The sequence below is a fragment of the Sphingomonas sp. PL-96 genome, assembly GCF_020707215.1.
Taxonomy (GTDB): Bacteria; Pseudomonadota; Alphaproteobacteria; order Sphingomonadales; family Sphingomonadaceae; genus Sphingomonas.
In genome coordinates this window covers 185,594-198,675 of the sequence record NZ_JAJFET010000005.1, presented here as the reverse complement: position 1 = coordinate 198,675, position 13,082 = coordinate 185,594, and the positions used below count along the sequence as shown (strand labels likewise).

The 13,082-nt window shown below is 67.0% G+C and carries 14 protein-coding genes; 7 read left to right on the top strand and 7 right to left on the bottom strand.

Annotated elements, in window-relative coordinates; genetic code table 11:
- Positions 1-19: 19 nt before the first annotated feature.
- Positions 20-670, top strand: coding sequence for a guanylate kinase (gmk, locus tag LK533_RS11395; protein ID WP_229363037.1), 651 nt, complete (start codon positions 20-22; stop codon positions 668-670).
- A 79-nt stretch (positions 671-749) separates the two neighbouring features.
- A complete protein-coding gene (locus LK533_RS11390) occupies positions 750-2,060 on the top strand; it encodes an MFS transporter (RefSeq protein WP_229363035.1) in 1,311 nt (436 codons plus the stop codon).
- A gap of 158 nt (positions 2,061-2,218) precedes the next feature.
- Here LK533_RS11390 and LK533_RS11385 read toward each other — a convergent pair whose 3' ends face one another.
- The 7 genes from LK533_RS11385 to LK533_RS11355 all read right to left on the bottom strand — a co-directional run bounded on the left by LK533_RS11385 (position 2,219) and on the right by LK533_RS11355 (position 7,830).
- Positions 2,219-2,911 (bottom strand): ATP12 family chaperone protein, encoded by a 693-nt coding sequence (locus LK533_RS11385; RefSeq protein ID WP_229363034.1) that lies wholly within the window; start codon positions 2,909-2,911, stop codon positions 2,219-2,221.
- Complete coding sequence (locus LK533_RS11380) at positions 2,908-3,123, bottom strand: hypothetical protein (RefSeq protein ID WP_229363032.1); 216 nt, start codon at positions 3,121-3,123, stop codon at positions 2,908-2,910. The genes LK533_RS11385 and LK533_RS11380 overlap by 4 nt, the downstream gene beginning before the upstream one ends.
- Complete coding sequence (locus LK533_RS11375; RefSeq protein ID WP_229363030.1) at positions 3,120-3,806, bottom strand: HAD-IA family hydrolase; 687 nt, start codon at positions 3,804-3,806, stop codon at positions 3,120-3,122. The genes LK533_RS11380 and LK533_RS11375 overlap by 4 nt, the downstream gene beginning before the upstream one ends.
- Positions 3,803-4,894, bottom strand: coding sequence for an RluA family pseudouridine synthase (locus LK533_RS11370; protein ID WP_229363028.1), 1,092 nt, complete (start codon positions 4,892-4,894; stop codon positions 3,803-3,805). The genes LK533_RS11375 and LK533_RS11370 overlap by 4 nt, the downstream gene beginning before the upstream one ends.
- Positions 4,891-5,268: a fluoride efflux transporter CrcB gene (gene crcB, locus LK533_RS11365; RefSeq protein WP_229363026.1), complete on the bottom strand. Its 378-nt coding sequence runs from the start codon at positions 5,266-5,268 to the stop codon at positions 4,891-4,893. Before crcB ends, LK533_RS11370 begins: the two co-directional genes overlap by 4 nt.
- Positions 5,269-5,512: 244 nt before the next feature.
- The gene (locus LK533_RS11360) at positions 5,513-6,652 is read right to left on the bottom strand and encodes a cellulase family glycosylhydrolase (protein WP_229363024.1); all 1,140 of its coding nucleotides are present in this window, start codon (positions 6,650-6,652) and stop codon (positions 5,513-5,515) included.
- A 17-nt stretch (positions 6,653-6,669) separates the two neighbouring features.
- On the bottom strand, positions 6,670-7,830 hold the full coding sequence (locus tag LK533_RS11355; RefSeq protein ID WP_229363022.1) for an aldose epimerase family protein: 1,161 nt from the start codon (positions 7,828-7,830) through the stop codon (positions 6,670-6,672).
- Between the two features lie 251 nt (positions 7,831-8,081).
- Here LK533_RS11355 and LK533_RS11350 point away from each other — a divergent pair, with 251 nt between their 5' ends.
- The 5 genes from LK533_RS11350 to ahpF all read left to right on the top strand — a co-directional run bounded on the left by LK533_RS11350 (position 8,082) and on the right by ahpF (position 12,953).
- Positions 8,082-8,792, top strand: a complete 711-nt coding sequence (locus LK533_RS11350) for a FadR/GntR family transcriptional regulator (protein ID WP_324255293.1) — start codon at positions 8,082-8,084, stop codon at positions 8,790-8,792.
- Between the two features lie 65 nt (positions 8,793-8,857).
- Positions 8,858-9,739, top strand: a complete 882-nt coding sequence (locus tag LK533_RS11345; protein ID WP_229363018.1) for a DUF4336 domain-containing protein — start codon at positions 8,858-8,860, stop codon at positions 9,737-9,739.
- Between the two features lie 139 nt (positions 9,740-9,878).
- On the top strand, positions 9,879-10,634 hold the full coding sequence (locus tag LK533_RS11340) for a Crp/Fnr family transcriptional regulator (RefSeq protein WP_229363017.1): 756 nt from the start codon (positions 9,879-9,881) through the stop codon (positions 10,632-10,634).
- A 93-nt stretch (positions 10,635-10,727) separates the two neighbouring features.
- Positions 10,728-11,291: an alkyl hydroperoxide reductase subunit C gene (gene ahpC / locus LK533_RS11335; RefSeq protein WP_229363015.1), complete on the top strand. Its 564-nt coding sequence runs from the start codon at positions 10,728-10,730 to the stop codon at positions 11,289-11,291.
- 84 nt (positions 11,292-11,375) lie between these two features.
- Positions 11,376-12,953 (top strand): alkyl hydroperoxide reductase subunit F, encoded by a 1,578-nt coding sequence (gene ahpF / locus LK533_RS11330; RefSeq protein ID WP_229363013.1) that lies wholly within the window; start codon positions 11,376-11,378, stop codon positions 12,951-12,953.
- Positions 12,954-13,082 lie beyond the last annotated feature (129 nt).

Here is a 13,082-nt window from a genome sequence, read left to right as displayed (position 1 = left end):
GCTCGCGCCACTAGCGCGCATGGAAGTGCCGCCAGAGTCCGATCCGCACGGCTTCAAGCGCCGTGGCGTGCTGTTCGTCCTTTCCTCGCCGTCCGGCGCGGGCAAGTCCACCATCGCGCGCAAATTGCTTGCCGCCGAGCCGGGCCTGTCCATGTCGGTGTCGGCGACGACGCGCGCGCCGCGACCTGGCGAGGTCGAGGGCAAGGACTATCACTTCGTCGACCTGGAAGAATTCCGGCGCATGGCGACCGAGCATGAGTTCCTGGAATGGGCCCATGTGTTCGGCCAGCGCTATGGCACGCCGCGCGCGCCGGTGGAGGCGATGCTGGCGTCCGGCAAGGACGTGCTGTTCGACATCGACTGGCAGGGCGCGCAGCAGCTGTTCCAGATTGCGGGCGGCGACGTGGTGCGCGTCTTCATCCTGCCGCCGTCGATGGCGGAGCTGCGCCAGCGGCTGCTCAACCGCAACACCGATGCGATCGAGATCATCGACGCGCGCATGGCGCGGGCGGCCGCCGAGGTCAGCCATTGGGACGGCTATGACTATGTGCTGGTCAACGACGATGTGGAGGCGTGCTTCCGCTCTGTGCAGACCATCCTGGCGGCCGAGCGCTTGAAGCGCTCGCGCCAGACCGGCGTGATCGGATTCATCCGCAAGCTGATGGCCTGAACGGGAACGCCGGCTTCGCGGCCGGCGTTTCCAGCTGACCCCGGCGTACCCGCCTGCTCGTCCAGCGGATAGGAGATCCATGTCCATCGCACCCACGCCCGCGTCCGCCGGATCGTCCGCGGTCGGCTCCCGCCTCAAGTCCATCATCGGCGGATCGACCGGCAACATGGTCGAGTGGTTCGACTGGTACGTCTATTCCGCCTTCACCCTCTATTTCGCGCCGCACTTCTTCCCGAGCGAGGATCCGACCGCGCAGCTGCTGAGCGCAGCGGCGGTGTTTGCGGTGGGCTTCATCATGCGGCCGATCGGCGCCTGGATCATGGGCATCTATGCCGACCGCAAGGGGCGCAAGGCGGGGCTGACTTTGTCCGTCACGCTGATGTGCCTGGGCTCGCTGATCATCGCCTGTACGCCGGGCTATGAGTCGATCGGCATCGCGGCGCCCGCGCTGCTGGTGCTGGCGCGGCTGATGCAGGGGCTGTCGGTCGGCGGCGAATATGGCGCCAGCGCCACCTATCTGTCGGAGATGGCGGGGCAGGACCGGCGCGGATTCTACTCCAGCTTTCAATATGTCACGCTGATCTCTGGGCAGCTGCTCGCGATCCTGGTGCTGCTGGTCCTTCAGGCCGTGATGTCGAACGCGGCGCTGGAGCAATGGGGCTGGCGGATTCCGTTCGTGATCGGCGCGATGCTGGCACTGGTGGTGTTTCGCCTGCGCCGTGGTCTTGCCGAGACGGAGAGCTACAAGAAGGCCAAGGCCACGGGGGCACCGCAGTCGGGCTTCCTCCAGCTGGTCCGCAACCACCCGCGCGAAACCGCACTGGTGATGCTGCTGACCGCCGGCGGTACGCTCGCCTTCTATGCCTATTCAATCTACATGCAGAAGTTCCTGGTGAACACGTCCGGCTTCTCCAAGGAAGCGGCGAGCCAGATCAACGGCATCACCCTGTTCGTGTTCATGTGCCTCCAGCCGATTGCCGGCGGCCTGTCCGACCGGATCGGCCGCAAGCCGCTGATGGTCGCCTTCGGCGTGGCGGGCGTGTTGTTCACCTATCCGATTTTCAGCGCGCTGGAGCAGACCAAGGACGTGCTGACGGCCGGGCTGCTGGTGATGGCGGCGCTGATCATCGTCACCGGCTATACGTCGATCAACGCGGTGGTGAAGGCCGAGCTGTTCCCCTCGCACATCCGCGCGCTGGGCGTCGCGCTGCCCTATGCGCTGGCCAACACGCTGTTCGGCGGCACCGCGGAATATGTGGCGTTGAGCTTCAAGGATGCCGGCTGGGAGCGCGGCTTCTACTGGTACGTGACGGCGATGATCGGCATTTCGCTGATCGTGTACCTGCGTATGCGCGACACCCGCCACCAGAGCCTGATTCACGAGGATTGAGGGCGCGCGGCAATCCTGTGCTCCCGCGTCGGCGGGAGCTCAGGGTACCGGGAGCCAGCGGCCGTTGTTCTGCCTGGCCCTGGATCCCCGCCTGCGCGGGGATGCCGGGAGCGCGTGGTGGGCGGTACGTTCAGCAACGAACCGTCGGTGTGTCGGTCCTACCCTAAGGTGCCCAGGAACCGCACGGCGGCGTCATAGTCGCGGCGGCGGACAAGGCGGGCTTCGGTGGCGAGCGGGTCTTCGCCCCAGCGTTCGGCCTGCCAATCCTCGTCGACGTGAGCGGCGGCCCACACCGTCTCCGCGTCGAACGCGCGTTCCGCCAGCGCGAGTGCCAGCACCAGCGAGCCGGTGATGGTCACGATCGGCGACAGGCCCGCAAGCGCGAAAGGATCGCGGGCGGCGGTCGCATCGGCCAGCCGCGCGACGGTGGCGGGCGGCTGGGTGACGTGCATCACTCCGGCGGTGGTCTCGAACGTCACGTCATAGCGCTGGCGCGCCCAGGCGAGGACCGGATCCCAGGCGGCCTGTTGGCGCTCGACCAGGGGTTCGGGACCCTCGGCGCGGTAACAGAGCAGGTCGCTTTCGCCATAGGCGGCGAGGCCTGCGGCAAAGGCGGCGGGGTCTGGCGCCACCCGGTCGATCGCGGCATTGGCAAGGCCGGTGAGCGGCATTGCGCGCGGATCGAGCGTCTCGCCGACTGCCGACCATTCGTCCGCCACCGCCTGCGCCAACGCGGGCGTGGGAAGGGCAAGCGGTACCCGGCCGGGAGTGCGGACCGGGCGTCCGTCCAAGGCGATGCCAAGGCCCCCTTCAGCAGGCTCGACGGTGACGATCTTCCAGAAACGCTTCATGGTTTGGGCGGAGTCCTCCAGCGGTGAGCCAGCGCGCGCGGCACCACCGCCATGATGTAAAACGCCGACAGGACGATCGCGACACCCAGCAGCTTGGGCGGCCATTCGGTCGCGCGAGTCAGCAGCATCAGCCCGACCACCGCGCCGGCGGACGCGAGAATGCGGACCAGCACCATGACCAGCCAGCGGTTGCGGGCGGGATCGGCGCTCACGCGCGCAGCTCGGCCGGGGCGGGGCACAGCGCCTCTGCCAGGGCGGGCAGCGCAGAGGCATGGTCCAGGACGTGGCAGGCGCCGGCAGCAGTCAGTTCGGCGACGCTGTGATAGCCCCAGGCGACGCCGATCGGGTGGACGCCGGCAGCCGCCGCCATGGCGATGTCGAAGCTGGTGTCGCCGATCATCACCGTGTCGCGAGGATCGGCGCCTGCTTCCGCCATCGCCAGCTCCAGCATCGACGGATGCGGCTTGGAGGGGTGACGATCGGCGGTTTGCAGCGTCACGAAGTACCGGGAAAGGCCGTGGTGCTCCAGAAGCAGCGCCAGGCCGCGATCGGACTTGCCGGTCGCGACGCCCAGCAGCCAGCCGCTGTCGGCGAGCTGCTCCAGCGCCTCGCGCACGCCGTCGAACAGCGGTTCGTCGGCCAGGCCGCCGCCGGTCCGCATCGCGCGGAAGTGGCGCTTGTAATCCTCCGCCAGCGCGAGGTGGGATGCAGGGTCCTGGTCGGGGGCGAGCCGGGCGACCGCCTCCACCAGGCTCAGCCCGACGATCCGGCGGATCGCGGCGCGCGGTGGCGGAGCGAGCCCGGCGGAGTCGAACGCCGCTTCCATCGCGCGGCAGATGTTCGCCTGGCCATCGGCCAGGGTGCCGTCGCAGTCGAACACCGCGAGCCGAGTCATCCGCGACCCCGGCTCCGACGCTCGCCGCGGCGTTCCTTGCGGACAGTCTTGGCGTGCGCCTTGGCCTTTGCCTTTTCCACGGCGCGGCTGGGAGGCGGGGGCGTGTCTTCCGCCAGCGCATTGCCGAGCGCCATGTCGAAGCCGAGCAGCTCGATGCTCTCCGCGAAATGCTGCGGCAGCTCGGCGGTCACGTCGATCTGGCCACCATCGGGATGGTCGATGCGGATGCGCCGCGCGTGGAGGTGCATCTTGCGGCTGACGCCGCCCGTCAGGAACGCCGCGGCGCCGCCGTACTTGCCGTCGCCGACGATCGGATGGCCGATCGCGCTCATATGCACGCGCAGCTGGTGGGTGCGGCCGGTATAGGGCTGAAGCTCCACCCAGGCGGCGCGATTGCCGACGCGCTCGATCACGCGATAGCGCGAGCGAGCGGGCTGACCCTCCTCCTCGTCGACGTGCATCTTCTCGCCGCCGCTGCCCGGCTGCTTGGCAAGCGGCAGGTCGATCATGCCGTCGTCGATCGACGGCACGCCGATCACCAGCGCCCAATAGGTCTTGCGCGCCGAACGGCCGGAGAAATGTTTGGAGAAGAAGGCTGCGGCGCGCGACGTGCGCGCGAGCAGCAGCGCGCCCGACGTGTCCTTGTCGAGCCGGTGGACCAGCTTGGGCCGGCTTTCCGCATCGAACTGGAGCGCGTCGAGCAGGCCGTCGACATGGTCGTGCGTCTTGGTGCCACCCTGGGTGGCGAGGCCCGGCAGCTTGTTGAGCACGATCGCCTGGGCGTCGCGGTGAATGACCATCGACTGGGCGAGCTCCACCTGCTCGGGCGCGAGCGGCGGGCGCTCCTGCTTCGGGCGAGCGGGCTTCTCGGGCTCGGGCGGGGGGACGCGGATCTGCTGGCCCTCGGCCACACGGTCGCCCGGCGTCGCGCGGGCGCCGTCGACGCGCAGCTGCCCGGTGCGCGCCCAGCGCGACACGGTGTTGAAGCTGACATCGGGCAGGTGCCGCTTGAACCAGCGGTCAAGGCGGACGCCGTCGTCGTCGGCGCCGACGGTGAACTGGCGGACGGTGTTGGACGTGTCGCTCATGCAGCGATCCTTCCGAGGGTGAGGCCCGCGAACAGCGCCAGGATCGCGCCTGCGACGGAGGCTGCGACATAGGCGAGCGCGGAGCCGAATGCGCCGCGCTCGATCATCAGCATGGCGTCGAGGGAGAAAGCGGAAAAGGTGGTGAAGCCGCCGAGCACGCCGACGCCGAGCAGCAGCCGCGCATTCTCGCCGCCCAGGCTGCCGCGGGCAAGCACGGCGGTGAGCAGGCCCATCGCAAAGCCACCGATGAGGTTGACGCCCAACGTCCCCCAGGGCCATCCGGAGCCCAGCACGGTGAAGGCGGCACGCCCGAACAGGTGCCGCAGCCCGGCGCCAATCGCGCCGCCGAGCATGACGAGAAAAAGATTGCCCATGATCGCCTGCGCCTAGCGCATCCCCGCGCGGCTGAACAGGCGCCGGGTGCGAGAAGGGGGCAAACGCGGCACTGCCGGAGCCTCTACTGGCACGCGCAGCCATTCCCGTTTTTCTCGAGTAGGGATCGAGCTTGTCGAGAGCCCGTATCGAGAGAGCCACAACAGGCGACCTCTCGATACGCCGTCTCGACAGGCTCGACGGCTACTCGAGGCGAACGGGAAAGGTGGGAAGGGCGCCTTGCACTCAGCGGCGGCGCTTGCCGTTCGCCTCGGTGGTCAGGCGCTTGATCAGGTCGACCTCGGCCTTGCGATAGGGGGTGCCGTCGGCGCGCAGCACCTCGTGGAACCACACGGTGGGCTCCTCATAGGTATAGGGCTTCTTCCAGCTGTCCCACGGCATGCGGGTCTGGGTCTTGCCGTCGACAAAGCCCCAGTTGATCATCGCGATGTTGTATTTCTTGCCAAGCGGCAGCGACCCGTCGAAGGTCGAGCCGTTCCCGCGCGCCATATATTCGCTGCAGAAGACGGGGCGGCCATAGCTCAGCACCTGCTTGGCGCGGGTTTCCCACTGCTCGGGCCAGTTATAGTCGTGGAAGCTGTTCACGTCCGACTGGCTGAGCTGGATGCGCTCGACTGCGTCCAGCGTCTGCGCCTGGTCCCAGTGCTCGCCGATCCAGACGCCCGAGGTGAGCGGCTGGACAGGATCGACGCTGCGTGCCCAGTCGAACACGCGGCCGAGGAGCCCCGCGACCAGCGCGGTCTTGTTCGGGGTGGGCTTGTAGGACCCGCCGCCGCCGCCCTCGTTGTTGGGCTCGTTCCACACGTCCCAGGCGACCACGCGCTGGTCGTTGGCAAAGGTGCCGACGACGTCCTTCACATAGTTTTCGAGCTTGTCATACTGGCTGGCGTCGGCGAGGCGCGCGGCACCCGGCGCCTGCATCCAGCCGGAGTTGTGGACGCCCGGGATCGGCGGACGCTGCGGCCCGGCCACCGGGTTCGGATCCCAGCAGCTGTCGAACAGCACGAACATGATGCGGACATGGTGCCTGTCGGCGATCTGGAGGAACTGCTCCATGCGCTGCTTGAGGCCTGCCGCGTCATTCTCCCACAGCATGTTGTGGAGATAGACGCGCATGACGTTCATGCCCATGTCCTCGGCCCAGCCGAGTTCCTGGTCGATCTGCTGCGGGTTGAACGTGTCCGCCTGCCACATTTCGAACTGGTTGATGGCGCTGCGGTTGGTGAAGTTGGCACCCACCATCCACGGCTGCTTGCCGTACCAGCCCTTGGCCTGGGCAGGCGTCCACAGGTCGCGGGCGTCCGCCGGAAGCGCGGTGGCGATGGTGGCGAAGGCGGCGCCGGCGAGCAGCAGGAAACGAGTCATGGTCGGGGCTCCTGAAATCAGCGCTGCTGCGGCGGGGTGGTCTGCCCCGTGGCGAAGCGGAAGGTCATGGTGTTGCGATAGGTCTGGCCGGGCTCCAGCCGTGCGGACCCGAAGGCCGGCTGATTGACCGTGTCCGGGAACAGCTGCGGTTCCAGCACGATCGCGTCGCCCCCGCGATAGATCCGCTGCGCCTTGCCGGTCACCGTGCCGTTGATGAAGTTGCCGGAATAGAATTGCAGGCCCGGCTGGTTGGACCAGAGCTCGAACCCGCGGCCGGACAGCGGGTCATGGACGCGCGCCATCAGATGCTGGTCTGGCGTGACCTTGTCGCCGATCACCCAATTGTGGTCGTAGCCGCGGCCATAGACCATCTGCATGTCGCGTGCGTCGCGCACCCGCTCGCCGATCTCATGCGGCGTGCGGAAGTCGAACACGGTGCCGGCGACCGGGCGACGCTCGCCGGTGGGGATCAGCGTTTCGTTGACGGGCGTGAAGCTTTGCGCCGGGATTTCCAGGATATGGCCCATCGCACCATTGCGCGAGCCCTCGCCCGAGAGGTTCCAATAAGCGTGGTTCGAGAGATTCACGACCGTCGTGCGATCGGTGGTGGCGCGATAGTCGATGGTGAGCGCGTTGTTCTCGTCGAGCGAATAGGTCGCGTCCACCGTCAGCGTGCCGGGATAGCCCTGGTCGCCGTCGCGGCTGACATAGCGCAGGGTCACGGAAGCCGTGTCGCCGCCCTTTGCCGAAACGACCTGCCAAACGACCTTGTCAAAGCCCTGGGTGCCCCCGTGCAGCGCATTGGGGCCGTCGTTCACCGGCGTCTGATAGGTGCGCCCGTCGAGCACGAAGCGGCCGTTGGCAATGCGGTTGGCGACGCGACCGACGGTGGCGCCGAAATATTCGGGCTGCTTGAGATAGCCTGCCATGTCCGGATAGCCGAGTACGACATCCTCGATCCGGCCGTCGCGGTCCGGCATCTTGAGCGACTGGAGGCTCGCGCCCCAGGCGATCACCGTTGCCGAGACACCATGGCTATTGCTGAGCGTGATCGCGGGCACCGCCTTGCCATCGCTCGTGCGGCCAAAGGTCGCGCGCTTGACCTCGCCCGCTTGCGCGGCACCGGCCGTCAGGCCCATTGCAGCAACTGCCGCAAGCATCTTCCACGCGTGGCGCATCGCTTTCTCCCTCGATCCTGGCGGCCATCTTCTCTGGACAGCGCGCTTTCTGTCTAACGGGTCGCAAGAACATCGCAAGCCAATTGTCCGATAATTGGCTTGTACCCCATCGGGTCGCGGCGTACGCAAGGGTATGGCGTGGCAAGCGTCGATTTGGGAGGGGGCGCGGAGACGAGGTGGCGCGGCATTGGTGTCGGCATAGCCGGCCCTGGCCAACGTAGCCTCTTTTCGCATGAGGCAAGGGTTTGAACGTGCAGCAAGAGTTGGGCCGCAACCTGACCTATGGCCTTCAGGAAGTCCTGGGGCGGTCAATCGTTGTGGGCTTTTACAACGACCGCCCGTTCCCCAACGAGGCCGACATCGTCCGCGAGCATGGCGTCAGCCGCTCGGTCACGCGTGAAGCGGTGAAGATGCTGGCCGCCAAGGGCCTGCTGGGGGCGCGGCCGAAACAGGGCACGTTCGTGCTGCCGCAGGAATCCTGGAACCTGTTCGACCCGGACGTGCTGCGCTGGCTCCTCGAGCGCAAGCTGTCGATCGAGCTGCTGCGTCACTTCAACGAGCTGCGCGTGGCCGTCGAGCCGGCGGCGGCGGCATTGGCCGCCAAGCGCGCGGGGCCCGAGCAGCATGCGGCGATCTTGGCAGGGCTGGAGCGGATGCGCGCGGCCGAGCAGGGGCGCGACGAGACGCTGGATGCGGACATCGCGTTTCACGTGTCGATCCTGCGCGCGTCGGAAAACCCGTTCTACATCCAGTTCCGCGACGTGGTCGCGACCGCGCTGCGGACCTCGATCCGCTTCACCAATCGGATTGCAGGACGTTCGGCGAGCATCGCCGACCATGCCGCAGTCTATGACGCCATCCTGGCCGGCGACGCCGAGCGCGCACGGCTGGCGATGCGCAAGCTGATCGACGACGTGCTGGTGCTGATCGAACAGGTAAAAGGCGACACCGCCGCAGCATGAGGCCGCATGGCGGAACTTCCGTACCGAAGCGGCGCTGAACCCGCATCGGAGCTGGAGGAATGCCCATGACCGCGCGCCACACCGCTGCCAACGACGATCGCCTGCCCAGCGGCGGCACCGCACGCGCCTGGAAGATCGGCGCTGGCCTCGCGATCGGCGCTGCCGCGGCCGGGCTCGCCTACCGTCGGCTCTCGAACGATCATGGCCATCCGCCGCAAGTGGCATACCCGCCGCTCGACACGCCGAAGCCCGTCGCCGAGGACGTCTGGATCGTCGATGGCGCGCCGATCGCGCCGGGCGGCCTCACGCTGCCGGTCCGCATGACCGTGGTGCGGCTGGCGAACGGTGACCTGCTGCTGCACTCCCCGATCCGCTATACGCCCGCGCTGGCGCGCGAGCTGGAGGCGATCGGGCCGATCCGGCACCTGATCGCTCCCAACATTGCCCATTGGACCTTTGTGAAGTCGTGGCAGGCGATCTATCCGGAAGCGACGACCTGGGGTGTGCCCGGCCTTCGCGACCGTCGCCAGGTCCGTACTTCGGGCGTGCGGATCGACCGCGACTTGCAGGACGCACCGGAAGCGGCCTGGGCCGACGAGCTGGAACAGGGGCTGGTGCCTGGCGCGGCGGGGTTCTGCGAAGCCTATTTCTTCCACAAGCCGTCCCGCACCTTGCTGCTCGTCGACCTGATCGAGAATTTGCAGCCGGAAAAGCTTCCTCCGTTCACGCGCATGGCGATGGGGGCGGCGGCAGCGACCCGGGGCACTACGGCCCGCTATCTGCGCGTGCTGATCCGGTGGAACGGCAAAGATGCGGCCGCAAAGATCCGCACGGTGATCGCCCTGGCTCCGGAACAGGTGATCGTCGCTCACGGTGCGATCTTCGACGAGGGGGCAGCCGAACGTCTGCGGCACGCTTTTGCGTGGCTGCTCCGGCCGAGCCGCTGACCTCGGCGTGCAAACCCCTATGGCCACCTACGGGTGTTCCATAACATAGATGAGTTCCGGATTTGTGGCACCCCGGTAAGCCCTTCCTGTGACGAGGGGAGCGTTGGTGCACGACGGACATCAAAGCGCCGGAGATCTGTTGGTCCGGCGTCTCGGTAATTACTCGCGCCTGGCGTCGGACGAAGAGGCAGTGATCCGGCAGATGCTCATGCTGCCGGTCCGTTTTGCGCCGGCGCGGCGGGACTTGATCGCGCAAGGGGCACCGCCGCGCGCGGTGTTCCTGATCGTCTCTGGCTGGGCATGCCAGTTCAAGACGCTGGAGGATGGGCGCCGGCAGATCGTCGGCTTCATGCTGCCGGGCGATACCTGCGACATGAACAACCTGGTGCTGACCCGAATGGACCATTCGATCGGGGCCGTGACCGACGTGCGCTACATGGAGGTGCCCGGCGAGGCGCTGCAGCGGGTCGCGATGAACTACCCGCGCATCGGCAGGGCGTTCTGGTGGCAGATGCTGGTCAGCATCTCGACGCAGCGGGAGTGGACCACGAACCTTGGCCAGCGTAACGCGCTCGAGCGGCTCGGCAGCCTCTTGTGCGAACTCGCGCTACGGCTGCAGGCCGTGGGCCTGGCCGGGGGGGAGAGCTATGACCTGCCGCTCACCCAGACCGACCTCGCCGATGCGACCGGACTTACCTCCGTCCACGTCAATCGCACGCTGCAGCAGATGCGGACCTCCGGACTGATCAGCCTGTCGGGCCGGGTGCTGCGCATTCCCAACTTCGCGATGCTGGAGGAAGCGTCGCTGTTCACCGCCGATTACCTGCACACCGGGCAGCGGGATGGGCGGCGCGGAAAGGACCCGTTCGAGGCGAGCGCATCGTCGATATGGTGATCGCCACAATCGATCAATGCCAGTGGATTTCATCACTTCCCTCTGCGGGAGCCCGCCCCTATCTCCTTCGCATCCGCAGCATGGAGATTTGGAATGGGAATCATTGGTAGCTCGCTGAAGCCGTTTACGACGCAGGCCTACCGCCAGGGCAAGTTCCTGGAAGTCAGCGACCGCGACGTTGCGGGCAAGTGGGCAGTGTTCTTCTTCTACCCGGCCGACTTCACCTTCGTCTGCCCGACGGAGCTGGAAGACCTGGCCGACAACTACGACGCGTTCCAGAACCTGGGCGTCGAGATCTACAGCGTCTCGACCGACACGCATTTCAGCCACAAGGCGTGGCACGACACCTCGCCCGCGATCGGCAAGATCAACTTCACCATGCTGGGTGATGCTGCCGGCACGATCACCAACAACTTCGGCGTGATGCGCGAAGGTGCGGGCCTCGCCGACCGTGCGACCTTCGTGGTCGATCCGGAAGGCGTGATCCAGTTCGTCGAGATCACCTCGGAAGGCGTCGGCCGCAACGCCGTCGAGCTTCTGCGCAAGATCAAGGCCGCGCAGTATGTTGCAGCGCACCCGGGCGAAGTCTGTCCGGCGAAGTGGGAAGAGGGTGAAACCACGCTCGCCCCGTCGCTCGACCTGGTCGGCAAGATCTAAGCTACCCAGCCACTTGGGTAACCAGGCGGCCCGGGGTGAATCCGTTCGCCCCGGGCCGTTTTGTATCAAGTTTCGGAGTTTTCCATGCTCGACGCCAATCTGACGCAGCAGCTCAAGGCCTATCTGGTCAACATCCGCGAGCCGATCGAGCTCGTCGCTTCGCTCGGCACCGACGCCAAGTCGCGCGAGCTGGGCGAGCTGCTGAACGAAATCGCTGCACTTTCGGACAAGATCGAAGTCGTCCACGCCGACGACGCGCGCAAGCCCAGCTTCCAGATCCGCCGCACCGGCACCGACATCGGCGTACGCTTTGCCGGCATCCCGATGGGCCACGAGTTCACCTCGCTGGTGCTGGCCCTGCTCCAGGTCGGTGGCCACCCGTCCAAGGCCGCGCAGGACCTGATCGAGCAGATCAAGAACCTCGACGGCGATTTCGCCTTTGAAACCTATTTCTCGCTGTCGTGCCAGAACTGCCCGGACGTGGTGCAGGCGCTCAATCTGATGAGCGTGCTCAACCCGCGCATCAGCAACGTCTCGATCGACGGCTCGCTGTTCAAGGAAGAGGTCGAGGCGCGCAAGGTGATGGCGGTGCCGACCGTCTATCTGAACGGCGAAGTGTTCGGCCAGGGCCGCATGGAGCTGGAGCAGATCGTCGCCAAGATCGACAGCGGCGCCTCTGCGCGTGCGGCCGACAAGATCCGGTCCAAGGATGCGTTCGACGTGCTGGTGGTGGGCGGTGGCCCGGCCGGTGCCGCAGCCGCCATCTACACCGCGCGCAAGGGCATCCGCACCGGCGTGCTGGCCGAGCGTTTCGGCGGCCAGGTGCTCGACACCATGGCGATCGAGAACTTCATCTCGGTGCCGCATACCGAAGGGCCCAAGCTCGCCGCGCACCTGGAGCAGCATGTGAAGGAATATGACGTCGACGTCATGAACCTGCAGCGTGCCGACAAGCTGATCCCGGCCGCCCAGCCGGGTGGCCTGCACGAGGTGCGGCTGGAGAATGGTGCATCGCTGAAGGCGCGCACCGTGATCCTGTCGACGGGTGCCCGCTGGCGCCAGATGAACGTGCCGGGCGAGGACGCGTACAAGAACAAGGGCGTAGCCTATTGCCCGCACTGCGACGGTCCGCTGTTCAAGGGCAAGCGCGTGGCAGTGATCGGCGGCGGCAACTCGGGCGTCGAGGCGGCGATCGATCTGGCCGGTATCGTCGCGCACGTGACGCTGATCGAATATGACACCGATCTGCGCGCCGACGCGGTGCTGCAGCGCAAGCTCGCCAGCCTGCCGAACGTGAAGATCATCACCTCGGCGCTCACCACTGAGGTGAAGGGCGATGGCGAGAAGGTCGTGGGTCTGGTGTACAAGGACCGCAACCACGGCTCCGCGCACGAGATCGCGCTGGAGGGCATCTTCGTGCAGATCGGTCTGGTGCCGAACACGGAATGGCTGAAGGGTGCCGTCGCCCTCACCACCCGCGGCGAGATCGAGATCGACGATCGCGGCGAAACCTCGCAGCCCGGCATCTTTGCCGCCGGCGACGCGACGACGGTGCCGTTCAAGCAGATCGTGATCGCGATGGGCGAGGGGTCGAAGGCAGCGCTGTCGGCGTTCGACTACCTCATCCGGCTTGCGCCGGTGGACGTCGCGCAGGCGGCGTAACCGGGGAGCGGCGCGGCCCTGGGGTCGCGCTGCTTCTCCTCCTCCGTATCCCTGCGCAGGCAGGGATCCAGGGCAAGCCAGAACAACGGCCTGCGGCGTAGGACGCTCTGGGCTCCCGCCATTGCGGGA

Coding starts and splice junctions, on each gene's coding strand:
- gmk (WP_229363037.1), top strand. CDS start 20: ATGGAAGTGCCGCCAGAGTCCGATCCGCACGGCTTCAAGCGCCGTGGC.
- LK533_RS11390 (WP_229363035.1), top strand. CDS start 750: ATGTCCATCGCACCCACGCCCGCGTCCGCCGGATCGTCCGCGGTCGGC.
- LK533_RS11385 (WP_229363034.1), bottom strand. CDS start 2,911: ATGAAGCGTTTCTGGAAGATCGTCACCGTCGAGCCTGCTGAAGGGGGC.
- LK533_RS11375 (WP_229363030.1), bottom strand. CDS start 3,806: ATGACTCGGCTCGCGGTGTTCGACTGCGACGGCACCCTGGCCGATGGC.
- LK533_RS11370 (WP_229363028.1), bottom strand. CDS start 4,894: ATGAGCGACACGTCCAACACCGTCCGCCAGTTCACCGTCGGCGCCGAC.
- crcB (WP_229363026.1), bottom strand. CDS start 5,268: ATGGGCAATCTTTTTCTCGTCATGCTCGGCGGCGCGATTGGCGCCGGG.
- LK533_RS11360 (WP_229363024.1), bottom strand. CDS start 6,652: ATGACTCGTTTCCTGCTGCTCGCCGGCGCCGCCTTCGCCACCATCGCC.
- LK533_RS11355 (WP_229363022.1), bottom strand. CDS start 7,830: ATGCGCCACGCGTGGAAGATGCTTGCGGCAGTTGCTGCAATGGGCCTG.
- LK533_RS11345 (WP_229363018.1), top strand. CDS start 8,858: ATGACCGCGCGCCACACCGCTGCCAACGACGATCGCCTGCCCAGCGGC.
- ahpC (WP_229363015.1), top strand. CDS start 10,728: ATGGGAATCATTGGTAGCTCGCTGAAGCCGTTTACGACGCAGGCCTAC.
- ahpF (WP_229363013.1), top strand. CDS start 11,376: ATGCTCGACGCCAATCTGACGCAGCAGCTCAAGGCCTATCTGGTCAAC.